The sequence below is a fragment of the Nocardioides marinus genome (genome assembly GCF_013408145.1).
Taxonomy (GTDB): domain Bacteria; phylum Actinomycetota; class Actinomycetes; order Propionibacteriales; family Nocardioidaceae; genus Nocardioides; species Nocardioides marinus.
Genome location: NZ_JACBZI010000001.1, coordinates 3,990,080 through 4,016,969, shown reverse-complemented (window position 1 = coordinate 4,016,969; position 26,890 = coordinate 3,990,080). Strand labels below are relative to the sequence as shown.

Annotated in this window: 25 protein-coding genes; 14 read left to right on the top strand and 11 right to left on the bottom strand. The window is 74.7% G+C overall.

Features of this window, described 5'->3' with window-relative positions:
- Position 1: 1 nt before the first annotated feature.
- Genes BKA05_RS18895 through BKA05_RS18885 form a run of 3 tightly spaced genes read left to right on the top strand, consistent with a single transcriptional unit; the run spans position 2 to position 2,972 of the window.
- Positions 2–1,048: a FecCD family ABC transporter permease gene (locus tag BKA05_RS18895; protein WP_179532805.1), complete on the top strand. Its 1,047-nt coding sequence runs from the start codon at positions 2–4 to the stop codon at positions 1,046–1,048.
- Positions 1,045–2,130, top strand: a complete 1,086-nt coding sequence (locus BKA05_RS18890) for an iron chelate uptake ABC transporter family permease subunit (RefSeq protein ID WP_179532804.1) — start codon at positions 1,045–1,047, stop codon at positions 2,128–2,130. Before BKA05_RS18895 ends, BKA05_RS18890 begins: the two co-directional genes overlap by 4 nt.
- A complete protein-coding gene (locus tag BKA05_RS18885) occupies positions 2,127–2,972 on the top strand; it encodes an ABC transporter ATP-binding protein (protein WP_343045763.1) in 846 nt (281 codons plus the stop codon). The genes BKA05_RS18890 and BKA05_RS18885 overlap by 4 nt, the downstream gene beginning before the upstream one ends.
- Here BKA05_RS18885 and BKA05_RS18880 read toward each other — a convergent pair.
- On the bottom strand, positions 2,944–4,641 hold the full coding sequence (locus BKA05_RS18880; RefSeq protein WP_179532803.1) for a CocE/NonD family hydrolase: 1,698 nt from the start codon (positions 4,639–4,641) through the stop codon (positions 2,944–2,946). The genes BKA05_RS18885 and BKA05_RS18880 overlap by 29 nt on opposite strands.
- A gap of 157 nt (positions 4,642–4,798) precedes the next feature.
- Here BKA05_RS18880 and BKA05_RS18875 point away from each other — a divergent pair, with 157 nt between their 5' ends.
- The 4 genes from BKA05_RS18875 to BKA05_RS18860 are packed head-to-tail and all read left to right on the top strand — an operon-like array spanning position 4,799 to position 6,968.
- Positions 4,799–5,068 (top strand): hypothetical protein, encoded by a 270-nt coding sequence (locus BKA05_RS18875; RefSeq protein ID WP_218842465.1) that lies wholly within the window; start codon positions 4,799–4,801, stop codon positions 5,066–5,068.
- Positions 5,065–5,910: an FHA domain-containing protein gene (locus BKA05_RS18870; protein ID WP_179532802.1), complete on the top strand. Its 846-nt coding sequence runs from the start codon at positions 5,065–5,067 to the stop codon at positions 5,908–5,910. Before BKA05_RS18875 ends, BKA05_RS18870 begins: the two co-directional genes overlap by 4 nt.
- Entirely contained in the window at positions 5,907–6,662 is a 756-nt protein-coding gene (locus BKA05_RS18865) for a YqjF family protein (RefSeq protein ID WP_343045762.1), read from the top strand. The genes BKA05_RS18870 and BKA05_RS18865 overlap by 4 nt, the downstream gene beginning before the upstream one ends.
- Before the next feature lie 9 nt (positions 6,663–6,671).
- Positions 6,672–6,968: a GNAT family N-acetyltransferase gene (locus BKA05_RS18860; RefSeq protein ID WP_179532801.1), complete on the top strand. Its 297-nt coding sequence runs from the start codon at positions 6,672–6,674 to the stop codon at positions 6,966–6,968.
- A 32-nt stretch (positions 6,969–7,000) separates the two neighbouring features.
- Here BKA05_RS18860 and BKA05_RS20440 read toward each other — a convergent pair whose 3' ends face one another.
- The gene (locus BKA05_RS20440; RefSeq protein ID WP_179532800.1) at positions 7,001–8,566 is read right to left on the bottom strand and encodes an adenylate/guanylate cyclase domain-containing protein; all 1,566 of its coding nucleotides are present in this window, start codon (positions 8,564–8,566) and stop codon (positions 7,001–7,003) included.
- Between the two features lie 81 nt (positions 8,567–8,647).
- Here BKA05_RS20440 and BKA05_RS18850 point away from each other — a divergent pair, with 81 nt between their 5' ends.
- Positions 8,648–10,321: a GMC oxidoreductase gene (locus tag BKA05_RS18850; protein ID WP_218842464.1), complete on the top strand. Its 1,674-nt coding sequence runs from the start codon at positions 8,648–8,650 to the stop codon at positions 10,319–10,321.
- A 51-nt stretch (positions 10,322–10,372) separates the two neighbouring features.
- Here BKA05_RS18850 and paaE read toward each other — a convergent pair whose 3' ends face one another.
- Genes paaE through paaA form a run of 5 tightly spaced genes read right to left on the bottom strand, consistent with a single transcriptional unit; the run spans position 10,373 to position 14,189 of the window.
- The gene (paaE, locus tag BKA05_RS18845; RefSeq protein WP_343045761.1) at positions 10,373–11,473 is read right to left on the bottom strand and encodes a 1,2-phenylacetyl-CoA epoxidase subunit PaaE; all 1,101 of its coding nucleotides are present in this window, start codon (positions 11,471–11,473) and stop codon (positions 10,373–10,375) included.
- A gap of 1 nt (position 11,474) precedes the next feature.
- Positions 11,475–11,978, bottom strand: coding sequence for a 1,2-phenylacetyl-CoA epoxidase subunit PaaD (gene paaD / locus BKA05_RS18840; protein ID WP_343045760.1), 504 nt, complete (start codon positions 11,976–11,978; stop codon positions 11,475–11,477).
- A gap of 35 nt (positions 11,979–12,013) precedes the next feature.
- The gene (gene paaC, locus BKA05_RS18835) at positions 12,014–12,925 is read right to left on the bottom strand and encodes a 1,2-phenylacetyl-CoA epoxidase subunit PaaC (protein WP_179532799.1); all 912 of its coding nucleotides are present in this window, start codon (positions 12,923–12,925) and stop codon (positions 12,014–12,016) included.
- A gap of 14 nt (positions 12,926–12,939) precedes the next feature.
- Positions 12,940–13,245 carry a 1,2-phenylacetyl-CoA epoxidase subunit PaaB gene (gene paaB, locus BKA05_RS18830; protein WP_179532798.1) on the bottom strand — a complete coding sequence of 102 codons (306 nt, stop codon included), beginning with the start codon at positions 13,243–13,245 and terminating at the stop codon, positions 12,940–12,942.
- Positions 13,242–14,189 (bottom strand): 1,2-phenylacetyl-CoA epoxidase subunit PaaA, encoded by a 948-nt coding sequence (gene paaA, locus BKA05_RS18825; protein WP_179532797.1) that lies wholly within the window; start codon positions 14,187–14,189, stop codon positions 13,242–13,244. The genes paaB and paaA overlap by 4 nt, the downstream gene beginning before the upstream one ends.
- A 102-nt stretch (positions 14,190–14,291) precedes the next feature.
- Here paaA and BKA05_RS18820 point away from each other — a divergent pair, with 102 nt between their 5' ends.
- A complete protein-coding gene (locus BKA05_RS18820; protein ID WP_179532796.1) occupies positions 14,292–14,942 on the top strand; it encodes a TetR/AcrR family transcriptional regulator in 651 nt (216 codons plus the stop codon).
- Between the two features lie 28 nt (positions 14,943–14,970).
- Here BKA05_RS18820 and BKA05_RS18815 read toward each other — a convergent pair whose 3' ends face one another.
- On the bottom strand, positions 14,971–15,741 hold the full coding sequence (locus BKA05_RS18815) for a BTAD domain-containing putative transcriptional regulator (RefSeq protein WP_179532795.1): 771 nt from the start codon (positions 15,739–15,741) through the stop codon (positions 14,971–14,973).
- A gap of 295 nt (positions 15,742–16,036) precedes the next feature.
- Between BKA05_RS18815 and BKA05_RS18810 the strand changes: the two genes are divergently transcribed.
- Genes BKA05_RS18810 through BKA05_RS18790 form a run of 5 tightly spaced genes read left to right on the top strand, consistent with a single transcriptional unit; the run spans position 16,037 to position 22,608 of the window.
- A complete protein-coding gene (locus tag BKA05_RS18810; protein WP_179532794.1) occupies positions 16,037–17,566 on the top strand; it encodes a YveK family protein in 1,530 nt (509 codons plus the stop codon).
- Positions 17,563–19,170 carry a lipopolysaccharide biosynthesis protein gene (locus tag BKA05_RS18805; RefSeq protein WP_179532793.1) on the top strand — a complete coding sequence of 536 codons (1,608 nt, stop codon included), beginning with the start codon at positions 17,563–17,565 and terminating at the stop codon, positions 19,168–19,170. The genes BKA05_RS18810 and BKA05_RS18805 overlap by 4 nt, the downstream gene beginning before the upstream one ends.
- Complete coding sequence (locus tag BKA05_RS18800; protein ID WP_218842463.1) at positions 19,152–20,045, top strand: sulfotransferase domain-containing protein; 894 nt, start codon at positions 19,152–19,154, stop codon at positions 20,043–20,045. The genes BKA05_RS18805 and BKA05_RS18800 overlap by 19 nt, the downstream gene beginning before the upstream one ends.
- Complete coding sequence (locus BKA05_RS18795; protein ID WP_179532792.1) at positions 20,042–21,385, top strand: methyltransferase domain-containing protein; 1,344 nt, start codon at positions 20,042–20,044, stop codon at positions 21,383–21,385. The genes BKA05_RS18800 and BKA05_RS18795 overlap by 4 nt, the downstream gene beginning before the upstream one ends.
- On the top strand, positions 21,382–22,608 hold the full coding sequence (locus BKA05_RS18790) for a hypothetical protein (RefSeq protein WP_179532791.1): 1,227 nt from the start codon (positions 21,382–21,384) through the stop codon (positions 22,606–22,608). Before BKA05_RS18795 ends, BKA05_RS18790 begins: the two co-directional genes overlap by 4 nt.
- On the opposite strand, the gene BKA05_RS18785 is transcribed toward BKA05_RS18790, so the two are convergent.
- The 3 genes from BKA05_RS18785 to BKA05_RS18775 all read right to left on the bottom strand — a co-directional run bounded on the left by BKA05_RS18785 (position 22,591) and on the right by BKA05_RS18775 (position 26,787).
- Entirely contained in the window at positions 22,591–23,637 is a 1,047-nt protein-coding gene (locus BKA05_RS18785) for a glycoside hydrolase family 26 protein (protein WP_179532790.1), read from the bottom strand. The two genes, BKA05_RS18790 and BKA05_RS18785, sit on opposite strands and share 18 nt — an antisense overlap.
- A gap of 121 nt (positions 23,638–23,758) precedes the next feature.
- Complete coding sequence (locus tag BKA05_RS18780) at positions 23,759–24,682, bottom strand: glycosyltransferase family 2 protein (RefSeq protein WP_179532789.1); 924 nt, start codon at positions 24,680–24,682, stop codon at positions 23,759–23,761.
- Positions 24,679–26,787: a hypothetical protein gene (locus BKA05_RS18775; protein WP_179532788.1), complete on the bottom strand. Its 2,109-nt coding sequence runs from the start codon at positions 26,785–26,787 to the stop codon at positions 24,679–24,681. Before BKA05_RS18775 ends, BKA05_RS18780 begins: the two co-directional genes overlap by 4 nt.
- Positions 26,788–26,890: the final 103 nt, after the last annotated feature.

The following is a 26,890-nucleotide window of genomic DNA, read 5'->3' as shown; positions in this document are numbered from 1 at the left end:
CATGACGACCCTCTCGGACACCCGGGTCCCGACGCCGACCGCCACCTCCCGGCGGTCGGCGTCGTCCCGCGCCCTGTGGATGATGACCGGCCTGGCCCTGCTCGGAGCGGCCGCCGTCGCCTCCGTCGCCCTCGGCGTCCGCTCGGTCGGCCTCGACGAGGTCGTGAGCGGCGTGCTCGGCAGCACCGATACCATCGGGGAGGCCGCCGTCGCCAAGCGGGTCCCCCGCACCGTGCTGGCGATGCTGGTCGGGGCGGCCCTGGCGGTCTCCGGCGCCGTGATGCAGGGCGTCACGCGCAACCCCCTGGCCGACCCCGGCATCCTGGGCGTGACGGCCGGGGCCGCGCTGTTCGTCGTGGTGGGCATCGCCTTCCTCGGGCTGGCCGACCCGACGTCGTACATCTGGGTCGCGATCGCGGGCGCCGCCCTCGCGGCCGCCTTCGTGTACGCCGTCGGCTCGCTGGGCCGGGGGGGCCCGACGCCCCTGAAGCTGGCCCTGGCGGGGGCGGCGTGCTCGGCGGCCTTCACCTCCCTGATCAGCGCGATCCTGCTGCCCCGCCTCGACGTCATGGACACCTTCCGCTTCTGGCAGATCGGCGGGGTCGGCGGCGCACAGACCGAGAAGACCCTGCAGGTGCTGCCGTTCCTCGCGGTGGGCGCCCTGCTCTCGCTGGCCACCGCGCGGGGTCTGAACTCCCTGGCCCTCGGCGACGACCTGGCCCGCGGGCTGGGCGAGCACGTGGGTCGTACCCGGCTGCTGGCCGCGGTCGGGGCCGTCACGCTCGCGGGCGCGGCGACCGCCGTCGCGGGGCCGATCGGCTTCGTGGGCCTGGCGGTGCCGCACCTGTGCCGGTTGCTGGTGGGCGTGGACCACCGGTGGCTGCTGCCGTTCTCCGCCGTCCTGGGCGCGGCGCTGCTGACCGCGGCCGACGTCGTCGGCCGGCTGGTCGCCCGCCCTGCCGAGGTCGACGTCGGGATCGTGACCGCGATGCTGGGCGCACCGGTCTTCATCGCGATCGTGCGCCGCCAGAAGGTGCGTGCGCTGTGACCACCTACCTCCCCGCTGGTCGGGCAGCGAGCGCCAGCGAGCGGGCGTCGAGACCCCTGACCGGCCACGACGTCGCGCGGGCGCGGCAACGGCGCCGCCGGCGGCGCGCCGTGATCACCGGCGTCCTGGCCGTGCTGGTCGTCGTCGTCTACGTGACCAGCCTGATGGTGGGCAACACGTTCTACGGACCCGGCGAGGTGTGGGCGGTGCTGCGCGGTGAGACGGTGCCGGGCGCCTCCTTCACCGTCGGCGAGCTGCGCCTGCCGCGGGCGAGCATGGCGGTGCTGACCGGCATCGCCTTCGGGCTCGCCGGCGTGACCTTCCAGACGATGCTGCGCAACCCGCTGGCCTCCCCCGACGTCATCGGCATCAGCTCCGGCGCCAGCGCTGCCGCGGTGGTCGCGCTGGTCGTGCTCGAGCTGTCGGCGACCACCACGTCGGTGGTCGCGATCCTCGCGGCCCTCGCCACGGCGCTGATGATCTACGCGTTGGCGTTCAAGGACGGGGTCGTCGGGTCCCGGCTGATCCTCATCGGGATCGGGGTGGCCGCGATGCTCGACAGCGTCGTCGCCTACGTCATCGTCCGGGCGGCGCAGTGGGACCTGCAGGTCGCGATGCGGTGGCTGACCGGGTCGCTGAACAACGCCACCTGGGACGAGGTGGCCCCGCTCGCCGTGGCGGTCCTCGTCGCCGTGCCCGTCCTGCTCTCGCAGGCCCGGTCGCTGGAGCTGCTGCAGCACGGCGACGACTCGGCCGCCTCCCTGGGCGTGCCCGTGGAGCGCACCCGGCTGCTGTGCATCACCACCGCGGTCGTGCTGATCGCCTTCGCCACCGCGGCGTCCGGCCCGATCGCCTTCGTCGCCTTCCTCGCCGGGCCGATCGCCGCCCGCGTGGTCGGCCCCGGCGGCTCGCTCATGGTGCCCGCCGCCCTGGTGGGTGCGCTGCTCGTCCTCGGCGCGGACCTGGCCGGTCAGTTCGCCTTCGACGCGCGCTACCCGGTCGGCGTCGTGACCGGCGTGCTGGGCGCCCCCTACCTCGTCTACCTGCTCATCCGCACGCACCGCTCCGGAGGCTCCCTGTGACCGACACCCACTCCCTGGAGGTCCGGGGCGTCACCCTCGGCTACGCCGACCGCATGGTCGTCACCGACCTCGACCTGGCCCTCGAGCCGGGCCGGATCACCTGCATCGTCGGGGCCAACGCCTGCGGCAAGTCCACGGTGCTGCGCTCGATGGCGCGGCTGCTGCGTCCCCGTGGCGGGCAGGTCGTGCTCGACGGCCGCGACCTGCACTCGATGCCGACCAAGCAGGTCGCCCGCACCCTCGGCCTGCTCCCCCAGTCACCCGTGGCACCGGAGGGGATCGTCGTGGCCGACCTGGTCGCCCGCGGTCGTCATCCCCACCAGGGCGCCCTGGCGCGCTGGACCCGCGAGGACGACGAGGCGGTCGCCGAGGCGCTCCGGCTCACCGACACCGCCGCCCTCGCCGACCGGGCCGTGGACGAGCTCTCCGGGGGTCAGCGACAGCGGGTGTGGATCGCGATGGCGCTGGCCCAGCAGACCGACCTGCTGCTGCTCGACGAGCCGACGACCTACCTCGACGTGGCCCACCAGGTCGAGGTGCTCGACCTGCTGACCGACCTCAACCGGGCGCGTGGCACGACGATCGCGATGGTCCTGCACGACCTCAACCTCGCCGCGCGGTACGCCGACCGGCTGGTCGCCCTGCGCGACGGCCGCCTGCACGCGGCCGGCCACCCGGCCGACGTGCTCACCGCCGACGTGGTGCGCGAGGTGTTCGGGATGGCGTCGCAGGTCGTGCCCGACCCGGTGTCCGGGCGTCCGATCGTGCTGCCCATCGGGCGCCACCACGTCCGCACCGAGGCCGGGGCCGACCTCAGGGTCGGCGCAGCCGCTGGGTCCTGAACCGCACCTGTGACCCCTCCAGCACCGCGGCGTCGACGGTCGCGGTGTCGGCGAGGTGCTCCTCCAACCGGGGAGTGGCCTCGCCGCGCAGGAAGGCCCGGCGGTCCCGGGAGAGGAAGGGGAGCGCGATGTCGGCCTCATCGATCTCGACGGTGCTCCCGGTGGGCAGGTGCACCCACCAGTCGGCGTCGGCGCCCGTGAGCAGCACACCCAGGCGGTGGCCCTTCGCGAGCCGCCAGTCCTGGCCGTAGAGCGGCAGCGACCAGGTGGAGGTCCCGGTGCTGCGCACCAGCTGGGTGCCGCGGCTGATGACCGTCGCGGTGCCGTCGGGAGCGATGTCGTAGACCAGGCCCACCAGGTTGGTGCGCGGCAGCGAGGTCGTCACCGTCACGTCGAGGACCGGCTCCCCGGAGATCCAGGCCGGGCGGCGCAGCGGGCCGGAGACCGACCACACACCCTGCCCCGCGTCCGGCCCGGTCGCGGTGTTGGAGCCGTCGTCGGCGTACGACCCGGTGTTCAGCGTCGTACGCCGCACCCGCACGTCGGCGGGGGGCCAGGCCCGCTCGCGGCGCCAGCGGCCGAGGTTGTCCTGGACCTGGACGCCGGGCTTCGCGGCGCGGACCGAGCGGCCCCGCTCACCGCGCAGGTGCGTGGCCAGGAACGCCTCGACCTGGGCGACGAACGCCCGGGGGTCGCGCCCGGTCTGTGAGCGGCCGTCGGCGTCGGTCTCCCAGCCACGGACGTGGTCGAACTGCCCGAACCAGCCGATGTTGGACCGGCCGCGCAGGGCCGACCAGTAGTCGAAGGCGCGGTCGGGCTTGGTGTTGGTCTCCAAGAAGCCCTGGGTGAGCAGCACCGGCAGCCGGGAGCCGCGCGAGGTGGGCACGAGGTCGCGCTCGGCCCAGAAGGCGGAGTCCTCCGCGTCGTCCTGCTGCTGCAGGACGTTGAGGGCGTGGCAGGGGGTCAGCGGCAGGCCGTTGAGGTGGTAGGCCGGGTCGTCCTGGAGGGACCCGGGGAAGAGGTCGTTGGCCTGGAAGATCACGGGCGTGCCGACGGAGTTCGCGAACCGCACGCCGCGGTTGTAGAGGTAGCTGTAGCCGGAGAACACCGGCTCCATCGACACCACCGCGGCCAGGCCGCGCGGGCGACGCGAGACGCCCATCAGGCCGGTCCACCCGTCGTAGGACTTGCCGAGCAGGGCCACCTTGCCGCTCGACCAGGGCTGGTCGGCCGCCCACTCGACCGCCGCCTCGACGGCCCCCTGCTCGGCGGGGCCGCCCCAGTCGTTGCAGCCGCCGCTGCCGCCGGTCCCGGGCAGGTCGACCATCACGTAGGTGTAGCCGTCGTCGAGGGCCCCGGTGAGGTCGAGGAAGTCGTGGAACCGGTCGCTGGGCGGCGCACCGCTCGGGTCCGGCGCGGAGGCGCCGCCGGAGTGGCTGGTGTAGGGGCTGACGGTCAGCACGACGGGGGTGCGGGTGGTCTCCGGCATCCCGGCCGGCCGGAGCACGTCGGCGTGCAGGGTCGTGCCGTCCTCGGTGTCGAAGTAGACCTCGGACCAGTCGGCGTCCTCGCGCTCCCCGGCCGCGGCGGGGGACGTGGTCAGGAACGGCGCGACCAGCCCGGGGGCGAGCAGGGCGAGGGCGAGGGAGGTCATCGACGTGCGACGCATGACCGACCAACGACGCGGGCCGCGCCGGGACACGGGTGACCGCGGGCACCTGCCCGGAGCCACCTCACCCTTCCGAGTGAGGAGAATCCTCCACAATCGGTTCACTGTTATGGAGGACACCTCAACGCCGTGTTGAGATTTATCCCCGGAGGCAGACATGACCCAGGCACCCCAGATCCACATCGACCGGCAGCGGCTCGACGGCGCTCCCGAGGACGACGTCGTCGACTGGACCCAGCTCGGGCGCAAGATGTGGGACTTCCTCACCGGCCGGCAGGCCGAGATCAGCTACCACCTCGACGACGTCGTGGTGGAGGTCCCCCGCGACACGGGCCCGACCTCGCCGCGGGCCACCTGGCGCTTCGCGGGGACGATCTCGGTCTCCACCTCCGACGAGGTCACTCGACGCGGCGCGGACCCGTCGTGAGGACCTCCGTCTCCGCCGACCTCTGCTTCCGCGTCGAGGACCCCGAGGGCAACCGGGTCGAGGGACACCTCACCGGCACCGGCGGCGAGCTGACGTTGCAGGTCGACGACCCCGGCGCCTTCGCCGGGGCCGGTGACGCCGCGGTCGTGCGGTACGTCGCCCGCGAGCTCGCGGCCCGGCACCTGGAGCTGCGCGTGACCGACGGCCGCTCCACCCTGGTCCGCCTGGGCGACGTGCACGCGCCGTGGTGGCAGCGACGCATCACGCGCTCGCGGCACCTGCGGGTGGGCAGCCTGCGCGGTCTGTGGACCGCGGCGCAGGCCCGGGCCCAGGGCCGCGAGCCCGTCCTGCCCGGCCTGTTGTCGGCCCCGCCCCCGACGTTGGTGCCGATGCTGCCGACCTTCGCCGCGAGGCCCCGACGGGTGACCGGCACCCACGACCCGGCACGCGCCGGGAGTCCCCGCCTCGTGCTGTCCCCCGACCTCGCGCTCCCGCAGTCGCGACGCACGATCTACCACCTCGGCGAGGAGGTGATGGTCGGCTCCGGCGCCGGGTGCGACATCCGGCTCGCCGGGCTCGCCGAGCGGCACTGCCGCATCGTCCACGACGAGCGCGACGAGTTCGTCGTGCACGCCGTCGACGGCGAGGTCCGCGTGCACGGCGCCCGCGTCGGCCAGGGCCTGCTGCGCACCGGCACCCGGCTCGAGGTCGGGGAGCACTGCCTGGTCTTCACCCGCGAGGAGTACGCCGACCACGGCCGCCCCTACGCGGGTCGCGTGGGCGGCGAGCTGGGCCGCCAGCGCCCCCAGCCCCGGCGCGAGCCCGAGCGCGCCGCCGGGTGAACCCCCCGGCGACCCGACCGGACGACCGGCCGCCACCGCTGCCCGGCCGGGTGCTGATGGCCCAGGACTGGCGGGACCTGGCGTTCCTGCACTGGGCCGTCGACCCCGACCGGGTGCGACCGCTGCTGCCCCCGGGCGTGGCGCCCGACGTGCTGCACGGTCGGACGTACGTCGGCCTCGTGCCGTTCACGATGGTCGGCGCCGGCCCCGGTCGCGACCGACCGGTCCCCTGGCTCGGCACCTTCCTGGAGACCAACGTGCGCCTGTACTCCGTGGACCGGCGGGGCCGACCCGGTGTGGTCTTCCGGAGCCTGGACTGCGACCGGCTCGCGGTGGTGCTCGGCGCGCGGAGCGGGTTCGGGACGCCGTACCGCTGGGCCCGGATGCGGCACGACGTGCTGCCGCACGCGCGGGGCGTCCGGCACCACTGGGCCTCGCAGGTCCGCTGGCCCGGGGACGACGCCGCCGGAGCGCGGACCCGCGTCGACCTGGTCGTCGGTGACCGTCGCGAGCCCACCGAGCTCGACGTGTTCCTTACCGCGCGGTGGGCGCTGCACACGCAGGTCGCCGGCCGCCCGCTCTACATCCGCAACAGCCACGCCCCCTGGCCGCTGCACGACGTCACCCTCCTCGACCTCGACGACCGGCTGGTCGCGGCGGCCGGCCTCCCCGGCGTCACGGACCGCGAGCCCGACCACCTGGCCTTCAGCCCGGGCGTGCACACGCGGTTCGCGTTCCCCTCCCGGGGCTAGCGTGGGCCCATGAGCGAGATCGAGACCAGCCACGCCGAGGACCTGCACCGCTACGAGGCCCGGGTCGCGGGCGAGCTCGCCGGCTTCGCGGAGTACCAGCTGGCCGAGGGCATCGTGGTCTTCACCCACACCGAGGTCGACGACCGTTTCGAGGGACAGGGCGTCGGGTCGGCCCTCGCGCGGGCGGCGCTCGACGACGTCCGTGACCAGGGCACCCGCAAGGTCATCGCCACCTGCCCGTTCATCAAGGGCTGGATCGACCGGCACCCCGACTACCGGTCGTTGCTCTACGGCTCCCGCTCCTGAGCCAGCCGCCCGGGACGAGTCGGGCGGGGCCGTCAGGCCCCCAGGGTCGCCTGCCCGTCGGCGTCGGTGTCCCAGGCGTTCACCGTGGGAGGCGCCCAGACCTCGATGGGGTGGCTCTTGCCCTTCACCGTGACCTCGCCCCGGGAGACCAGGTCGTGCGGACGGGTCAGCAGCCCGCGGGTGTCACCGGTGACGAGGACGTCGTCGCCGGTCTCCCGGGTCGCCGCCTCGACCCGGGCCGCGGTGTTGACGACGTCACCGACGACGGAGAAGTTCAGCCGCCCGGCGCCGCCGATGGGCCCGGCCACGACGGTGCCGGAGTTGATGCCGGCGGCGACCCGCAGCCCCGTGCTGCCCAGGTGCACGGCGTCGACGATCATCCGGGCGGCCTCCAGTGCCCGGTCGGCGTGGTCGGGCTGGGCCTCGGGGGCACCGAAGACCGCCATCAGTCCGTCGCCGATGAACTTGTCGACGTGGCCGCCGAAGGCCTCGACGACCGGCACCATCTCGGCGAAGAGGCCGTTGAGCGTCTCCACGACCTGCGGCGCCGGCACCGACTCGGCGAACCGGGTGAAGCCGCGGACGTCGACGAAGAGCACCGACACCTCGACCTCGAAGCCCTCCTGCGGCACCTGCCCAGCCAGGATGAGCCGGACGATCTCGCGGTCGACGTAGGTGCCGAAGTGCTCACGCAGCTCCTCGCGCTCGGCCAGACCCCGCGCCATGGTGTTGAAGTCCCGGGCCAGCTCACCCAGCTCGTCGCTGCTCGCGACCGGGGCGCGCGCGGCCAGGTCGCCGTCGCGCACCCTGGCCAGCTGCTCGCGCACGTCGAGCAGCGGCCGGGTGATGCTGCCCGACAACAGCCCGGTGAGCTCCAGCGACATGAACAGCCCCACCCCGAGCGAGAGGGCGACGGTCAGGGCGAGCCGCGCCGAGGGCGAACCGTCCTCGGCCCCCACCCCCACCAGACCACCGACGAGGACCGCCGAGGTGGTGGTGTACGCCGGGACCGCCAGCAGCAGCCGCTTGCGCAGCGGCAGTCCGCGCGGCTCGAAGCTGAAGTCGTCGGGCAGCTCGGAGGCGACGTGCTCGACGACGGGTCGCAGCAGCCGCTCGCCGATGGAGTAGGACAGCACCGTGGCGTACAGACCGGGGATCACGCCGGCGACCGTCATGGCCAGCAGACCCCACCAGCCGATCCCCCACAGCAGCATCGCCGCGACCGCCGTGGGGAGGATCGAGACGAGCACGACCACCGCGGAGGAGCGGCGGTACTGCTCGAGGGTCAAGGTCGTGGCGATCTCCCACGCCTGCACCGTCTCCCGCGGCGTCGGGCGGGCCAGCCCCATCCAGTCCCCGAGCCGGCAGCGGTCCTCCCGGGCCCGCCAGGCGGCGAGGCCGACCGAGGTGCCCGTCATCAGGGCAGCGACGGCGGCGACCGCGACCACGGCCGGGACGTCCGGTCGGTAGAACAGCGCGATGACCACGACCGAGACGACCGCCACGAAGACCGCCTCCAGCACCCCGACGCCGACCACGGCGACGGGGTAGCGCGGGCCCAGCGCCGTGTAGGCGCGTCGGGAGAGTCGGTCGAGCACGGGCCCAGTGTGGCGGAGAGCGGCCAGCTCGGGGAGAGCGTTGCCCGCCGCGCGGGCCGCCGGTCTGACACGCTGCCGGTCATGGCAGGCAGACACGACTACGACTGGGTGGTCGTCGGCTCGGGGTTCGGGGGCAGCGTGAGTGCCCTGCGGTTGGCCGAGCGTGGCTACCGGGTGGCGGTGCTCGAGACGGGCCGGCGCTGGGCCGACGACGAGTTCCCCCGGTCGGCATGGCAGCTCCGGCGCTACGTCTGGGCACCCGGCCTCGGGCTGCGCGGGTTCCTGCGGCTCAGCGTCCTCGACCACGTCTCTGTCGCCAGTGGGGTCGGTGTCGGTGGCGGCTCGCTGTCCTACGCGAACACCCTGCTGGTCCCTGACGAGGAGGTCTTCAGCCACCCGCACTGGTCGGGGCTCCGGGACTGGGTGGCCGACCTGGCTCCCCACTACGCCGAGGCACGCCGGATGCTCGGCGCGACCACCTACACCCACGACGTCGGCGAGCACGACCCTGCGGACGGCCTGCTGCATCGGCTCGCGGTCGCGCGTGGGATCCAGGCGGAGTACCGCCCGACCGACGTGGGCGTCTTCCTCGGCACTCCCGGCGTGCGGGTCCCCGACCCCTTCCTGGACGGCGAGGGGCCCGAGCGCACCGGCTGCACACGTTGCGGCGACTGCCTGCTCGGGTGCCGGGTCGGCGCGAAGAACACGTTGGTCAAGAACTACCTGCACCTCGCCGAACGCCGCGGTGTCGACATCCTTCCCGGGCACGAGGTCAGCTCGGTGCGTCCGCTGGACGGCGCACGCGGCACGACCGGCTACCGCGTCGTGGCCGAGGACTCCTCCCGCCGCTGGCGCCGCCGCCCGGCCCGCACCCTCACCGCCGGGGGAGTCGTGCTGGCCGGGGGGGCCGTCGGCACGACCTCGCTCCTTCTCGCGCTGCGTGACCGGGGCGACCTGCCCCGGGTCTCCCCGCGGGTCGGGTCGATGTTCCGCACCAACGGCGAGTTCGTGCCCGCCGTGCGGCTGCCTCCCGGCACGGGTCCCGAGGTCTCGCACCGCGTCTCGATCACCTCCGACGTACGCCTCGACGAGGACACGCACGTGCAGACGCTCGTGTACGGCGAGCACGCGGCGATGATGACCGCGGCCCTGACCTTCCACACCCGGCCCGGGCCGACCTGGCGGCGCACCCTCCAGCTGCTGGGCTCGGTGCTGCGGCACCCCGGCCAGGTGCTCGACGGACTGCGGGCCGGGTCGCGGCGCGCGGTGATGCTGCTGCACATGCAGCACGCGCCGGGTGCCCTGCGGCTGGTGCTCCGCGACGGCCGCGTGCGCACCGAGCAGGACCCCGACGAGCCGCTGCCCACGCACCTGCCGCTGTCGGTCGAGGTCTCCCGCGAGATGGCGGCCCTGGCCGGCGGCCTGCCCCAGGCCCAGCTGCTGGACTCGCTGGCCGGGCTCGGCATGACCGCGCACCCGCTGGGTGGCGCGGTCATCGGGGCCACCTCCGAGGAGGGCGTGGTGGACGCCGACCAGCGGGTCTTCGGCTACGACCGGTTGCTGGTCTGTGACGGCTCGGTGATCCCCGCCAACCTCGGCAGCAACCCCTCGCTCACGATCACCGCACTGGCAGAGCTGGCGATGTCGACGGTGCCGCCGGCGCACGGGAGCGGTGAGTCCTCAACCGTTCTCGCGACGCGCACGGTTGACCCCGCACCGCCCACGCCGGGCCCGGCGAGCAGCGGTGACTCCTGAACCCTTTCGTCGCGTCGATCGGTTCACCGCTCACCGCCCACTCGGTCAGCGTCAGGCGTCGAAGTCGACCGTGACCTCGTCGCTCACCGGGAACGACTGACAGGTCAGCACGAAGCCGCGCTGCACCTCGTGCGGCTCCAGGGCGAAGTTGCGGACCATGTCGACCTCGCCGTCGCAGACCCGGGCGCGACAGGTGCCGCAGACCCCGCCCTTGCAGGCGAACGGCAGGTCGCTGCGCACCCGCTGCGCCGCGTCGAGGACCGTCTCGTCACGCGGCATCGCCGAGGTCGTACGCCGGCCGTCCAGCACGACCGTCACCTCGGAGGTGTCGCCCTCCACGACCCGGTCGGGGTGACGCAGCACCGGGGGCGGCTGGTCGACGTAGAAGTGCTCCACGTGCACGCGCTCGGCCGGGACACCCAGCTCCCCGAGCACCGCGCGCGCGTCCTCGATCAGCCCGAACGGCCCGCACAGCCACACGTGGTCGAGGCCGTCGGTGGGCACCAGCGTGGTCAGCAGGCGACGCAGCCGGTCGGCGTCGAGGCGGCCGGAGAACAGGTCGACCTCGCGCGGCTCGCGCGAGAGCACGTGCACCAGGTCGAGGCGGTCGGCGTGCTGGTCCTTGAGGTCGGCCAGGTCCTCGGCGAACATCACCGACCCGGTCGTGCGGTTGCCGTAGAGCAGCGCGACCGACGCCCGGGGGTCGCGCAGCACCGTCGAGGCGATCGAGAGCATCGGCGTGATGCCCGACCCCGCCGCGATGCACAGGTGCCGGCCGGGGCCGGGTGTCGCGCGGAAGCTGCCGGTCGGCGGACCGACCTCGACGACGTCCCCCGGCCGCACGCCGTGGACCAGCCACGACGACACCACGCCCCCGGGCACCTCGCGCACCCCGATGCGGGGAGCGGCGCCGGCGGGCGCGCAGATCGAGTAGCTGCGCCGGTGCTCCACCCCGTCGACACTGCGCCGCACCGTCAGCGACTGGCCGGCCTCGAAGGCGAAGACCTCGGCGAGGTCCCCCGGCACCTCGAAGGTGATCGCCACGGAGTCCTCGGTCTGCGCGTCCACGCGCGCGACGGTGAGGGCGTGGAACCCGCTGCGCGAGCGCGGCTGGACCGGCTCCTGAGCCAGCTCCTGGGTCGGGACGCCCACCTCAGATCTCCTTCACGTGGTCGAAGGGCTCCAGGCACGCGTTGCAGCGGTAGAGCGCCTTGCACGCGGTGGAGCCGAACTCCGAGGTCAGCCCCGCGTCGGCCGAGCCGCACCGCGGGCAGGTCACGCGGCGGCGTACGGGGGCCAGCGTGAGGGGCACGGGACCGTCGTGGCGCGGGGCGGGGCCCGGCGGGGAGATGCCGGCCGCGGCCAGCGCCGCCCGGCCCGCGGGGGTGATCCGGTCCGAGCTCCAGGGCGGGTCCAGCACCACGCGCACGCGGGCCCTCAGGCCCGCCTCGCCGAGGGTGCGGACCAGGTCGTCACGCATGGTGGCCATCGCCGGGCACCCGGAGTACGTCGGGGTCAGGGCGACGACCACGGTGCCGGTCTCGTCCACGGCGACCTCGCCCAGCACCCCCAGGTCGGCCAGGGTCAGCATCGGCAGCTCGGGGTCGGTCACGGTGGCCGCCAGGGCCCGGGCGTGCTCGAGCGTGCCGGTCGCCACCGTCCCCGTCGTCCCCGCTGTCCGCGTCGTCCCGGTCACCACGTGCCCTCCGGGTGCGCGCGGGCCACGACCTGCATCTCCGTCAGCAGCCGCGAGAGCTCCTCGGTGTGCCGCCCGTCGCGGCCCTTGCCGCCACGGATCCCCTCGCGTGGGGGGACGTCGGGGCGGGTGAGGTCACAGGCGGCCAGGACCTGGTCGAGCACGCCCTCGCACTCCTCGCGCAGCGTGGTCGGGTCGACCCCGACGCCGTCGGCGGCGGCCGTCACCTCGACCGGGTGGGCCTCGACCAGCTCGCCCCACCACGGCCAGAGCCCGTCGAGCCCGGCGACCAGCCGGCGCCGGGACTCCTCGGTCCCGCCGGCCAGCGTCACGCACCACCGGGCCGCGAGGTCGCGGTGGTAGGTGACCTCGGCGCACCCCTTGGCCGCGACCGCGGCCAGCACGGCGTCCCGGCTGCCGCGCAGCCGGCCCAGCAGCGCCAGCCGCCAGGTGGAGAACAGCAGCAGCCGGGCCATCGTCTCGGCGAAGTCACCGCGCGGCAGCTCGACCAGGCGCACGTTGCGGAAGGCGTGGTCGTCGCGGAAGAACGCCAGTCGGTCCTCCGGCGGCACCGGCGAGCCCTCGGGCAGTGCCGGCACGAGGCCCGGGTCGGCCGCGGCGGCGCGGGCCAGCAGCAGCCGCGCCTGGCCGAGGAGGTCGAGGGCGACGTTGGCCAGCGCGATGTCCTCCTCCAGGTCGGGCGCGCGGCTGCACCACTCGGCCAGACGCTGGGCCATCACCAGGGCGTCGTCGCCGAGCATGAGCGCGTAGCTGCCGAGCACGACCGGGTCGGCACCCTCCGGCACCGTCGTGTCGACACCGGCCAGGGGGTCCTCGAAGCTGCCGCCGAAGGCCCAGTGGGCGTCGTCGACCAGCAACCCGTCGTACACGCTGTCCTCGTGGCTCATCTGCTCGTCCTCCCTCAGATGTGCGGGACGTCGTCGGGGATGTCGTAGAAGGTCGGGTGGCGGTAGACCTTGTCGGCGCTCGGGTCGAAGAGCGGGCTCTTCTCGTCGGGGCTCGAGGCGGTGATGGCCGAGGACCGGACCACCCAGATGCTCACGCCCTCGTTGCGACGGGTGTAGACGTCGCGGGCGTGCAGCAGCGCCATCCGGTCGTCGGCCGCGTGCAGGGAGCCGACGTGGACGTGGTTGAGCCCGCGGTTGCCGCGGACGAACACCTCGTATAGCGGCCACTCGGCGCGGGGGCCGGTGCTCGGCTCGGTCATGCGGACTCCTCCTGCTTCGCGGCGTACGCCGTCGCAGCCTCGCGCACCCACGCACCGTCCTCCCAGGCCTGCCGACGGTGGGCGACCCGCTGGGCGTTGCACGGGCCGTGGCCCTTCACCACCCGGGCGAACTCCTGCCAGTCCGGCTGGCCGAAGTCGTGGTGCCCACGCTCGGGGTTCCACCGCAGGTCGGGGTCGGGCAGGGTCACGCCCAGCCGGGCGGCCTGCGGCACGGTCATGTCCACGAACTTCTGCCGCAGCTCGTCGTTGGTGTGGGTCTTGATGCCCCACGCCATGGACTGCGCGGTGTTCGGGGAGTCGGCGTCGGGCGGGCCGAACATCATCAGCGCCGGCCACCAGAACCGGTCGACCGACTCCTGCACCATCGCCTGCTGCTCCTCGGTGCCACGCATCATCGTCATCAGCAGCTCGAAGCCCTGCCGCTGGTGGAAGGACTCCTCCTTGCAGACCCGGATCATCGCCCGGCCGTAGGGACCGAAGGAGGTCCGGCACAGCGGCACCTGGTTGCAGATCGCCGCGCCGTCGACCAGCCAGCCGATGGTGCCGACGTCGGCGTAGGAGAGCGTGGGGTAGTTGAAGATCGAGGAGTACTTCTGCCGACCGTCGATGAGCATCTCGGTGAGCTCGTCCCGGCTCACGCCGAGGGTCTCGGTCGCGGAGTAGAGGTAGAGCCCGTGGCCGGCCTCGTCCTGCACCTTCGCCAGCAGCACGGCCTTGCGGCGCAGGGACGGCGCCCGGCCGATCCAGTTGCCCTCGGGCTGCATGCCGATGATCTCCGAGTGCGCGTGCTGGGCGATCTGGCGCACCAGGGTCCGGCGGTAGCCCTCCGGCATCCAGTCGCGCGGCTCGAGCCGGTCGTGCCGGGCGATCGTGGCCTCGAACAACTCCTGCAGCTCGTCCTCGTGGGCCAGCGTGTCGACCATGCCCCACCCCTTTCCTGACCGTTCGTTCAGGAAAGAGTGGCACGGCCCACGCCTCTGGACAAGCCCTCCCGTCGACGGACGGGCCTCTGCCAGGATCGGCGCATGGCCCCCTCCTCACCGGAGCCTGCCCCGGTCCCTGCCCCGGCGCCTGCCCCCGCCCCGGCCGCACGACGCCGCGGCCGCCCGGGGCACGACCGGGCGGCGGTGCTGCGCGCCGCGATCGACCTGTTCATCGCCCAGGGCTACGACGCCACCTCGCTCAGCGACCTGGCCTCCTCCCTCGGCGTCACCAAGTCGGCGGTCTACCACCACTTCCCCAGCAAGGAGGCGCTGCTGGCCGCGGCCCTCGACGAGGCGCTGGAGGGCCTGGACGCCGCGGTCGCCGAGGCCGCGCGCGCCACCGACGGTCGCAGCGCGCACGACCGGCTGCGGGCGACGGTCCTCGCCGCCGTACGACTGCTGGCCGAGCACCGTCCGGCCGTGACCCTGCTGCTGCGGGTCCGCGGCAACAGCGCACTGGAGATCGCGGCGCTCGAGCGCCGGCGCCGTATCGACGTCGAGCTGGCCGACCTGGTGGCCGAGGCCGTCGCCGAGGGCAGTCTGCGCTCGGACCTGCCGCCCGAGGTCGTGAGCCGGCTGGTCTTCGGCACCGTCAACTCCCTCGTGGACTGGTACTCCCCCGACGGCCCGATCGCCCCCGACGCGCTCGGTGACGCGGTCTGCCGCCTGCTCTTCGAGGGTCTGCTCGCCTGAGCCCGCGGGCCGCAGGCCAGGACGAGGATCAGCTGCTGCCGCTGCTCCTGAGCAGCCTCAGGTGCAGGTCCTGGGTCTGGACGGAGGGGTCGGCCCCCAGCTCTGTGGCGAGGAAGCGGCGGTAGCTCTCGTAGGCACGCAGCGCGTGGCCGATCTCCCCGAGGGCGGCGTAGGCCCGCATGAGGGTGCGGTGGGCGCTCTCGGAGCCCGGGTCGGTCCGGACGGCCGTCGATGCCATCTCCACGGCCTCGCGGTAGTGGGCCGCGGCGTTGGCCGACTCCGCTCCCCAGGTCAGGACGTCGAGGTGCAGGACCGTCAGCTCGTCCCTGACCTCGACCGACCACAGGCTGGCGGCGTCGTGGGCCTGGAAGGGGCCGCGGTAGAGCGAGCAGGCCCGGCGCGCCAGCGCGAGCACGACCTCGTGCTCCAGCGAGTCGCGGGCCTGCCGGATGTCAGAGTGCAGGGCCCGGAGCTCGACGACGTCGACCCAGGCGTCCGGCAGCGCCAGGCCGTCGAGGTGGCGGCGTACCGACAACGGGTCGCCCAGCACCCGGCGGATCTCGCTGGCCGCCGTCCGCAGGCTTCCCAGGCCCCGCATGCGCGGGGCGTCGGGCCACAGCTTCTCCAGCAGGCCGTCCACCTGGACCGGCCTGCCGTCCTCGAGGGCGAGGAGACGCAGGAGGTCCATGGTCTTGCCCGTCCGCCACTCGTGGGCCTGGACGAGGGTGCCGTCGTGGCGCCGCACCTCCAGGTCGCCGAGCAGTCGGACCCTGGGACCGCGGTGGTGGCCGTGCTGCACTGAGTGCTCTCCTGACATCCGGTCCGTCGCGTGGCGGACCCCGTCATGGGCACTGGTACGACCGCATGGGCGTGCTTGCAGCGTACCCATCCCCTGGCGGGGTGAAAACGTGCGTGGTGACCGCCCCGGCGCCGCCGGACCCCGACGGCCCCGGTGCGGTCGTCCCCACCTTCACGCGCGGCGCCTGCAGTCCTCATCCCCAACCTTGGGTAGATCCGGTGCCGGCGCGCCGGCACCGCCCGGCCGGGGCGCAGGGTGAGGGCGTCCTCCTCACCAGCCCCGGGAGCCTCCCACCATGTCGGACCAAGCACCGGCCGGCGCGTCCTCGCCCGCACGCCACCGGAGCCGCTCACTGCGGACCCACCTGCGCTTCCTCGCCGCGACCACCGCCGTCCTGACCCTCACCGCGGCCGGCTCGGTCGGCGGGTGGTGGGTGGCGCAGCAGGCGGCGGACCGGCACCGGGCGACCTCGGTGCTGCTGGTCACCCCGCTCCCGGGCAACCCGTTCTCCCCCGGGGGTCGCGGGGACGAGCTGGTCAACCTGGAGACGGAGGCTCAGCTGGTGCGCTCCGACGCCGTGGCCGAGCTGGTCGCCCGCGACCTGGGGCTGAGCGCGGAGCCCTCGGAGCTGCTGGAGGTCGTCTCGGTCGACGTCCCCGCCAACACCCAGCTGCTGCGCATCACCGCCGAGGCCGGGAGCGACACCGATGCGCGCCGACTCGCCCAGGGCTTCGCCGACACCTTCTTGGCCTATCGATCGGCGCGGACCCAGTCCAGCATGTTCGACCAGCTGGAGCTGGCCCGTCAGCAGGTCAAGGAGCGGGTGCGCGAACGGGTCGACCTGGTCGACAAGCTCCAAGCGGCCGCCCCCGACTCGGCGGCCGCGACCCTCATCGGCCAGCAGATCGTCGACCTCTCCACCCAGATCGGCCTGCTGCGGGCCAGGGCGAGCGAGCTGGAGGCCGGCTCGCTGGACTCGGGGCAGGTGATCACCCCGGCGTCCGCCGCACCGGTGGGGCTGCCCGGGGGGACCGTGGGTGCCGCCGTGGCCGGCGGTCTGGTGGGTGCCGCGCTGGGCCTGCTGCTGGTGCTGGCCGTGGCCCGCCTCGACCCGCGGGTCCGCGCGGCCACCGAGCTCCGGGGCGACGAGGTGCCCCTCCTGGGGTGCGTCTCCGCCGATGCGGGGCAGGACCCGGCCGGGGTGAGCGGTCTGCGCGCCGCCCTGCTGGCCGCACTGCCGCGACACCCCTCCGTGCTGCTGACGGCCGGGTGCTCGCCGCGCGACGACCTCCCCGACCGCGAGGTTGTGGACGCCCTGGTGAGGTCGCTGGCCGCCGGAGGACTGAGGGTGGCCGAGCTGGAGCTTGACGGCGCGGTCGAACCCGTGGGCACCGCGGCGAGCCTCCTGGACCTCCTCCTCGACCCGTCCCGCTCCACCGCTCTCGACGCGGACCCCGACGGCGTCCTGCGGGTGGGCGGCGCCACCGCGGCCGAACACCTCGACGAGGTCGCGGTGGCCGCTCGGACGGGCGCGGTGCTCCAGGAGCTGCGGCTGCGCATGGACGTCGTGGTGCTCCGCGGCCGCACCCTGGCCTCACCCCTGGCCCAGGCCGCGGCAGCACACACCGACCTGGTGCTCCTCCAGGTCCACGGTGGTCGCACGTCGCGGCGGTCGCTGTGGTCCGCGGTACAGGACGCCCGGACCTGGGGAGCGGTGCAGGTCTCCACCGTGCTGGTGACCGGCCCGGGGTCCGGGGGCCAGCGTTGGACGCGTCCGGGGCCGGTCCTGGTCCCTGAGCGGCCACCGCGCCAGGACGTCGCATGAGCCAGCGTGACCTCGCGACGGAGCACCTGGGACACCTCGCCCGCGGCGGGCTGCTCGCCCTGGCCGGCTCCGCGGTCGCTGCCGGCGCCGGTCTCGCGCTGGCGCTGGCGGTGAGCCACGGGCTCCCGGCCGACGCCGCGGGCCTGTTCTTCACCACCACCGCGGCGTTCTCGTTGCTGGCGGTCGGGTGCCTGCTCGGTGTGGACAGCGGGCTGGCCAGGTTCGCCCTCCGCCTCGAGGCGGAGGGCCGCTCCCGCGAGCTGGGGCGGCTGATGCGCGTGGCGATGGCGCCGGCCCTGGCGACGGCGACGGTGATCGGGGTCGTGGCGGCCCTCGCGGCCGCGCACCTCGCCCCCGACGGCCTGTCGCCGACCGTGCTGCGGCTGCTGGCCCTGGCCCTGCCCTGCGCCGTCGCCGCCGAGCTGCACCTGGCCGCCACCCGCTCCTTCGGCCAGGTGCGCCCCACGGTCGCGGTCGACCGCCTGCTGCGCGCCGGCACGCAGCCGGTGGTCGTGCTGGTGGTGCTCGCGACCGGCGGGGTGGGGGCAGCGCTGGTGGGCTGGGCCTCGGTCTACCTGGTGAGCACCGCCCTCGCGGTGCTCGCACTGCGCCGGGCCCTGGCGTCCCGGCCGCGTCCGGACACCGGGGGCGGCTCCCCAGACCCGGCCCCGACTCGGGGGCTGGCCCGGTCCTTCTGGTCCTTCACCGCGCCGCGCGGCGTCGCGGGGCTGGCCCAGGTCAGCGTCCAGAAGGCCGACATCCTCCTCGTCGCGCTCCTCCTGGGACCCGCCCCCGCAGCCGTCTACGTCGTCGCCACCCGGTTCGTGGCCATCGGCCAGCTGGCCAACCAGGCGGTGCACCAGGTGCTGCAACCCCGGCTGACCGCCCTCCTGGTGGCCGGGGACCGCCGCGCGCTCGACCAGGTGTTCACGACCGCCACGACCTGGGGCCTGCTGCTGGTGTGGCCCTTCTACCTGGCCGTCGGCGCCGCGGCCCCCACCTACCTCGGCCTCTTCGGTGGTGCGACCTCGTCGTACGCCGCCGGCACCTCGGTCGTCGTGCTGATGGCGCTCGCGATGATGGTGGCGGTCGCCACCGGCCCCCTCGACACCCTCCTGCTGATGGCCGGGCGCTCCGGGGCCAGCCTCGCGATCGCCCTGGTGGCGATGGCGGTCGACCTGGTGCTGTGCGTGGTCCTGCTGCCCGTGCTGGGCCTGGTCGGAGCGGCCGTGGCGTGGGCGTGCGCGGTGCTGGTGCGCAGCGGCCTGGCCACGATCCAGGTCGCCCGGACCACGGGCACCGTCCTGCCCCTCGCGACCCTCACCCGTGCCGCCCTGGTCCCGGTGGTGGCGGTCGGGCTGCCGGTCGCCACCTGGACGTGGTCGGGCGGACGCTCCCCGACCACCTGGCTGCTGGTCACCGTGCTGGCCGGCGTGCCCTACGTCCTCGCGCTGCACCGGTGGCGGCACCGGCTCGGTCTCGACCTGCTCGCCGACGCCCTGCGCCACCGCCGCCCTGCAGCCGCCCCGACGACACCTACCCCGACCCCGACCCTGCCCCCGAGCCGATCGACCGAGGAGACACCGTGCCCGTCCGCACCCTGACCCACACGCTGGCCCACCGCCTGCCCGAGACCGCGACGGAGTCGATGCGGCACGCAGCCCTCGCCGCGGGCCGGGCGACCGCTCCCGCCAGACGGCTGCCCTCCTTCCTCGTGATCGGCGCGCAGCGCTGCGGGACCACCACGCTCTTCCGGCTGCTGGCCGAGCACCCGCACCTGCTGCGACCCACCGTGTCCAAGGGCACCGGCTACTTCGACGACGGCTACCACCACTCCTCCCACTGGTACCGCGGGCACTTCGCGCTGCGCACCTGGGGCGGCGCCCTGCGGGCCGGGCCGGTGCACAGCTTCGAGGCCAGCGGCTACTACCTCTTCCACCCGTTGGCCGCCGAGCGGATCGCCCGCGACCTCCCGCACGTGCACGTGGTCGCCCTGGTCCGTGACCCGGTGGAGCGCGCCAGGTCCGCGCACCGGCACGAGCAGGTGCGCGGCTTCGAGACCCTCGACTTCGACTCGGCCGTGCGCGCGGAGGCGGTGCGCACGCACGGGGAGGAGCAGCGTCTGCGCGAGGACCCGACGTACCGCAGCTTCGCCCACCGCCACCACGCCTACCTCCAACGCGGGGAGTACGCCCGCCAGCTCGACCGCTTCGTGGCGGCCCTGGGCCGCGACCGGGTCCACGTCGTCGACTACGGACGCTTCTTCGCCGACCCGGTCGACCGGTTCGTGGACCTCCAGCGCGCCCTCGGCGTGCCGGTATGGCGACCCGACCACGTCCGGAGGTGGAACGCCGCCGACAAGCCGCCCCTCGACGACGAGCGCCGTCGCGCGCTCCTGCTCCACTTCGAGCCCCACGACGAGGCGCTCACCGACCTCCTCGGCGAGGAGCCCTCCTGGCGCAGCGAGGCCGGACGATGAGCGCGGTCGTCGGCCACCGGTCCCGCGCCCGCGACCTCAGGACCCGGAGCCGGCGCCGGTGGCGCCGGCTCGGCGGGGAGATGGCCCAGCGGGTCCGCCGGACCCCCCTTCCACCACCGGTCCGGGGAGCACTGACCCGGGTCCTGGTCTGGCACGCCGGACTGCGCACGATCCCGGTCGACCGGGTGCTGCTCGGGGGCCAGAACGGGCTCTCCACCGCGGCCTTCGCCGCCGCGCACGGCGACCTCGGCTGGGGGTCCACCCCGGTGGCGCTGGGGCCGCACGCCCGGCTGCTGGAGGCCGCCGCCGCCAGGGAGCTCAGCGACGGGGAGGTGCTGGCCTCCGAGTACGCCGCCATGGCCCGCACCTGCATCCGCGAGACCGGCGCCTACTTCTCCGCCACCGACGACGCGGGCATCCTCGACGTGGCGCGGCGGTTCGTCGCCAGCGTGCAGGGTTCCCCCGAGACGGCGCCCACCGGGAAGAAGCCGGCCGGGACGACGCCCGAGCCGCACCGCAGCCGGGAGGGCAGCCCGGTGCTGGTGGCACCGATCCGCGGCTCCTCCTGCTTCCAGGTCGTCGACGGCCACCACCGGCTGGCCGCCGCGGCGCTGCGCGGGGAGGAGACGGCGCGGGTGCGGGTCCGGCGCTGGCAGGTGTCGACCCCGGCACTGGAGCTGCTCGAGGACATGTCCTGGATCGGTGGTCGACGCGAGCTGTACCAGCCCGTCCCGCTCCCCGAGGTCTCCGAGTGGCCGCGCGCACGCCACTGCACCGACCGGGCCCGCGCCATGGAGCTGTGGCTGGCCCGCTACGGCCCCGAGCACCTGACCCGGCCCGGCGCCCGGTACCTCGACGTGGCGTCCTGCTACGGCTGGTTCCTCGCCCGGATGCAACGCCACGGGTTCGAGGTCCACGGGATCGAGCGCGACCCGCTGGCCCTCCCACTGGGTGCTGTCGCCTACGGGCTGGATCCGGCCCGCATCCGGACCGGGGACGCCGTCGACCTGCTCCGGGACACCTCGGAGACCTTCGACGTCGTGAGCTGCTTCAGCCTGCTGCACCACTTCGTCCTGGGGCGCGGCAGCTGCGGACCCGAGGAGCTGGTGCGCCTGCTGGGCAAGGTCACCGGTCACGTGCTGTTCCTCGACACCGGCCAGGAGCACGAGGAGTGGTTCAAGGACTCGCTGCGGGGGTGGGACAGCGCCGCGATCGCCGCGTTCCTCGAGCGCCACGGCGGCTTCGACAGGGTCGTCGACCTGGGGCCGGACCAGGACGACGAGGGTCCCTACAGCGGCAATTACGGCCGCCACCTCTTCGCCTGCGTGCGTGAGGCATGACCACCGGAGCGGATGCGGCGGCGGAGGAGGACCGGGGCCTGGCCCTGCTGTCCGCCCTCGCCGCCTGCTGGCCGGAGGCCTCCGTGCCACCGTCCCGGAACGCCGCCCACCCGGAGGAGTTCGCCGCGGAGTACGCCTGGGTGCCCGACGCCGCCCACCCGCGGCTGCTGGTCCCGGTCTCACCACCCCGGGCGGCAGCCTGCTCGCTGCGCCGCTTCAGCGCCGCCTCGTCCCCGGCCGAGGTGGTGCGCCGGCTGGGCGCCGCCACGGCCGTGCGGGTCACCGGGGCGCGGGTGCTCACGCAGCGGGTGGGCATCCGCATGGGCGCCCCCGACTCGCTGGCCCACCACCTCGAGGAGCTGCTGGACTGCAGGGTCACCTTCGCCGTCGCGGTCGGGAGCGCGCGCGTCAACCGCAAGCCGGTGCTCCAGGTCTTCGACGAACGAGGTCGCTGCCGGGCGTTCGTGAAGCTCGGCGACAGTCCGCAGGCCCGCACGGACGTCGCCGCCGAGGCCCTCGCGCTCGCCCGCCTCGAGGCTTGGCGGCTGCGGTACGTCGAGGTCCCGCGGGTGCTGGCGCTGTCGCGGTGGCGGGACATGGTGGTGCTCGCACTGACCCCGCTGCCCACCTCGCCGAGGCCGGTGCACGACGACGACCCCCTGCTCGCCCGGGCGATGGGTGAGGTCGAGGCGCTGCACCCCACCCACCCCCTCGCCCTGACCGCCTCCCCCTGGGCGATGGGCCTGCGCCGGGCGGCCCACTCCTGGCCCGACCAGGAGCTGGCCCGCCGCTACCTGAGCTGCCTGGAGCAGGTGCTGGAGGACGGCAGTGACCGTCCGGTGGTCCACGGCGCGTGGCACGGGGACTGGACGCCGTGGAACATGGCACGGGGCCGACGCCGGATCCGGCTCTGGGACTGGGAGCGCTTCGAGACCGGCGTGCCCGCGGGCCTGGACAGGGTGCACTTCAGGGTGGCCAGCGCGACCCGCGCCCGGGGCCTGCGGACCGAGGTCGTCCTGGCGGCCCTGCGTGACCTCGCACCGCAGGGCGAGGACCTCCCGCTGCACGCGGACCCCCGCGACCTCTACCTCCTCGCGATCAGCGCCAGGTACCTCGGGTTGCTCGACGCCGCCCGCGGGGCCGACGTCGCCGGTGCCGCCCACGTCGCCCTGGGGGCCCTGGAGGCGCGACTCGCCGGTCGCCGGTCACGGCAGTCGGAGTGATCCCCGCAGGGCGTTGACGAAGTCCGTCTGCCGGGAGCGGCGGGTCAGGGGGAAGGAGCCGAGGGCGTTGATCTCGGTGTCGAAGTAGGCCATGGCGACTCCCTCGTCGCGCACCAGACGCTCGTGCACCCGCTCCACCCAGCGTGGGGCGCGACGGGCGGCCGCGTCGGTGAGGGCGGTCTCGCCCAGTGCCCACCGGGTGTCGTGGTGGCGGGCGAAGCGCTTGAAGTGGCGGAAGTACCGCGCGTGCATGCGTGGCCACTCGTCGATGACCTTGCCGTGCGACTCCACGCCGAAGAGGTTGTAGACGTCGAACCCCGCCACGTCGACCTTCACACCGCGCGGCCACACGTGTCGCAGCGCGTAGGCCGGGTCACCGTAGAGCTGGTGCCAGCCGGTGAGGATCACCGTGAAGGCCACGTTGGGTGCCGCGCGCCGGACCAGTGGGGCCAGCCGCTCCTGCATCGCCCGCCAGGCGCGGATGTCGCCGTCGCCCTCGGGCTCGTGGTGGAAGGCGACCCACACCGGGCCGTCCAGGTCGGCCAGCCGCGCACTCAGGTCGCGCGCCCAGGCGTCCCCGCGGCCCGCTGCCATCTGCTGCCAGGAGTGCGGCAGCTTGAAGCTGAGCCAGGGCAGCCGACCGGCTCGCAGGTCCTGCGCGGCGATGCGCACGGCACCGCTGACCTGCGACCCGGTGAAGTAGGTGCGACGCACGCCGAGGGGCCGGCCGGCTCGACGCTCGAGGTGGCCGGGCACGTCGTTGGCGCCGTGGGCCGCCCCGAGGTACGCGCCGCAGCTCGGCACTCCCCGGCGATCGGTGCGGCACGGCGCCGCCTGCGCGGTCTCCGGCGACCAGACCAGCCCGAGCGGGGCGATCGTGGCCAGGGCCACCACCGCGACCGCGCCGCGGCGCAGCCGGCGCAGGAGGCGCCCTCCGCGACGGCGGTGCGCAGGCGCAGGCCGCGAGAAGGGGCGGCGGGGGTGCGGGCGGCGGGGACGGTGGCTGGACGGGTCGAGCGGTGACGGCACGGCGGGGGCCTTCCGATCGGGGCCGAGCGGGAACGGGGACCGTAGCCCCGCGCCGGGCGTCGATGTCGGCGCGCCTACCCACTTCTGGGGAGCCCGACCGGAACCGGACAGGGGGCCGCGCTCAGATCCCCCGGCCGTGCCGGTTGGCCAGGTCCAGGACGCGGTCCGGGGACAGCAGGTGGAGCGCCACGGCCGTCGCCAGGTAGCCCCGCCGCTCGCCGGGCGCGATGCCCAGGGTCCGCACCGCGGCGCGCAGCCCGCCCGGGGCCCGCATGGCGGCCAGGGCGAAGGCCTGCTGCCCACGGATCCGGCCCAGGGCCCGGCGGTCCCGGGCGAAGGCCGGGTGCTTCGCGAGCAGGTGGTCCAGCGCCTCGACGATCACCGCCCAGTCCCGGGCGAACTGGGACCCACCCCAGCGCACGTCCACCAAGGGCGCGGGCACCACGGCGACGCCCCCGTGCTCGGCGGCGCGGAGCATCCAGTCGTAGTCCTCGCCGTAGCCGCCGGGGATGGACTCGTCGACCAGTCCGATGGGGCCGAGCAGCGCGTCGCGGCGCACCAGCACCGTCGAGGGGTGGGCGGCCATGACGCGGCGGCGCACGAGCACGGGCACGGTGAGCTCGTCCGCGGTCGGCACCCGCACCGTGCGGGTCCCCCGGAAGCCGATCTCGATCCCGGTGACCACGGTCGGCGCCGCACTGGTGCGCAGGGCCTCCACCTGGCGCCGGAGCTTGTCCGGGCGCCAGGTGTCGTCGTCGTCGCAGAAGGCCACCAGCGGGGCGTGCCCGGCCAGGACGCCGCAGTTGCGCGACCCCGCGAGGCCCGGCCGGCGGTCGTTGGCCATCACCACCACCGACCGGTCGGGGGTGGTGTCGGCCAGGGTCGGGTCGACGGGCTCCCGGTCGTGGACCACCACGGTGCGGATCCGGCCCGGGTAGCGCTGGGCCCCGATGGCCTCGAGCGTCCGGCGGACGAGCTCGGGGCGCGCGTGGGTGGCGACCACCACGTCCACGTCGGGGTGGTCGATGGGCGGTGGTGTGGTCATGGTCGTCTCCTGAGTGGTCGTCGGCGGATCAGGACGGAACCCAGCAGCAGCCCCAGCGCGGCGCCGGAGACGACCGGCACCCGGGCGGGAGGGCGGACGGCGAGCGCCGGGGACCGGCGCAGCACCCGCCCCGGCGATGCCGCTCCGGTGAGCAGCCGGTCGACCTGCTGGTCCAGGCGCGCGCGCAGGTCGCGCTGCGCCGGGTCGGTGGCGTCGAGCTCGCGACGCTGCTGGCGCAGGCGCGCGAGCAGGTCGTCCCGACGCTGGGACAAGAAGTCGTCACGGGCGACGAGGTAGGCCGCTGCCAGCGCCTCCGCGGACACCTCGGCCCCGGCCGCGTCCCCGGCCTCGACCCGCAGGTCCAGGACCTGCGAGCTGGGCGGCGCGGTGATGGCGGCACCGTCCCGGAGGTCCGCGGCCGGTCGGCCGGCCTCACGGGCGGCCACCAGCACGGTGTCCCGGGCGAGCAGCAGCGCCGCCTCGGTGTCGACCGTGACGTCCCGGGGCTGGGTGGTGTCCACCATGCCCGCCAGCACCGCGGTGGTCCCGCCGGTGTCGAGGTACACCGGGGCCGGGGTGGTCTCGATGGAGACGACCGCGCGCCACCGGGTTTCATCGGTCACGGCGTGCAGCAGGGCGCCCGCCCCGCCTCCGAGCAGCACCGGGACCAGCAGCACCGCGGCCAGCGAGCCGCGGTTCCACGGCTGCGGGACCGGCTGCGGGTCCGGCTGTGAGGCCCGCTGTGGGGCCCGCTGACGGGCCGCCAGGCCCAGCACGACCATGACCACCAGCAGCGGCATGCCCAGGGTGTCGTAGACCGGCAGCTGCAGGACGAAGAACCCGGTCACGAAGGTGGCCACCACCTCGACCCTCGTGCGGCACCGCACCGCCGCACCCAGCGCCGTGGCCAGGAAGCCGAGGAAGAGCACCAGCCCTGCCCAGCCCTGCGAGAACAGCACGAGCCACAGCTGTCCCTGCGTCCCCAGCGGTGGTACGCCGCAGGCCGGGCAGTCCGGCGTCGCGGCGCCCGTGATCGAGGCGAAGCTGCCCTGCACGTCCCGGGTGCTGCCGAACCCGAGCACGGGGGACCCCTGGGACACCGAGGAGACGGTCGCCTCGAGCAGCTGGCTGCGCCGGTCGTTGGAGTGCTGGTGCTCGAAGCGCTCGCTGACCAGCGTCCCCAGGGGACTGGCGACGAGGAGGACGGCGGTCACGACGGTCGCCACGACCAGCAGCGCCAGGGACCGGGCGTCCCGCCGGGACACGCCCAGCAGGAGGAGGCCCACCAGGCCCACGGCCAACGTGGCCCACAGACCACGGTTGAGCGAGAACGCCACCGGCACCAGGGCGACCACCACGAGCGACCCGGCGAGCACCCGGCTCCAGCGGCTCCTCCACCGCAGCGCGCACCAGGCCACGAGCGTGAGGGACAGGCAGCTCCCCCAGGTGTTGGTGTAGGGGAACGGCGCCTTCGGTCGCGGCTCGGGGCGCCCCAGGACCGTCTGGACGTCGGCGACCTGGACGTGCACGAGCGAGGCGACGAAGGGGTTGCCGCTCACGCTGCCGGGCAGGAGCGCCTCGAAGGGCGAGCGCAGCTCGAGCTCCGGGGCGAGCAGCCCGACCAGGCCACCGGCGACCGTGACGGCGAAGAGCACGCCGAGCGGCCGCAGGACGATCTCGTCGCTGACGGTGCGCCGGTCCAGGGTGGCCACCCAGAGCAGGACCACGCCGCACGTGAGGTACCACGCCAGTCGGAAACCGAAGACGAGCAGCCGCGAGCCGCCGCCGCCCGGCACGGCGCCCGGGGCATCGACCCCCAGCAGCAGCACGCCCAGGACCACCCAGACCAGGAAGAGCGCCCACCAGGTGGTGCCCGGCGGCAGCCGGACCCGGTCCCCCTCGTCCCCGGTCGACCGGGCCGCCAGCCTGCGGGCCACCTGGCGCGCCATGGGCACCGCCAGCAGGACGGGGACGAACGACGCGACACCCAGCAACCACCAGACCGGGAAGCCCCAGAGCAGCACCCGCAGCGGCCACGAGGCGCTCGGACCCCGTCGGAACCCCCGGGACGGGAGCACCGGCACAGCAGGGACGAGGAGGGCCACCCAACGAGCCAAGCCGGGTCCGGGCCCCGGCTCGTCACCACTATCGATGATCTTCGTGCCGCAGGATCTCCGCCGACCGACGGCACGCCTAGCGTCCGAGAGG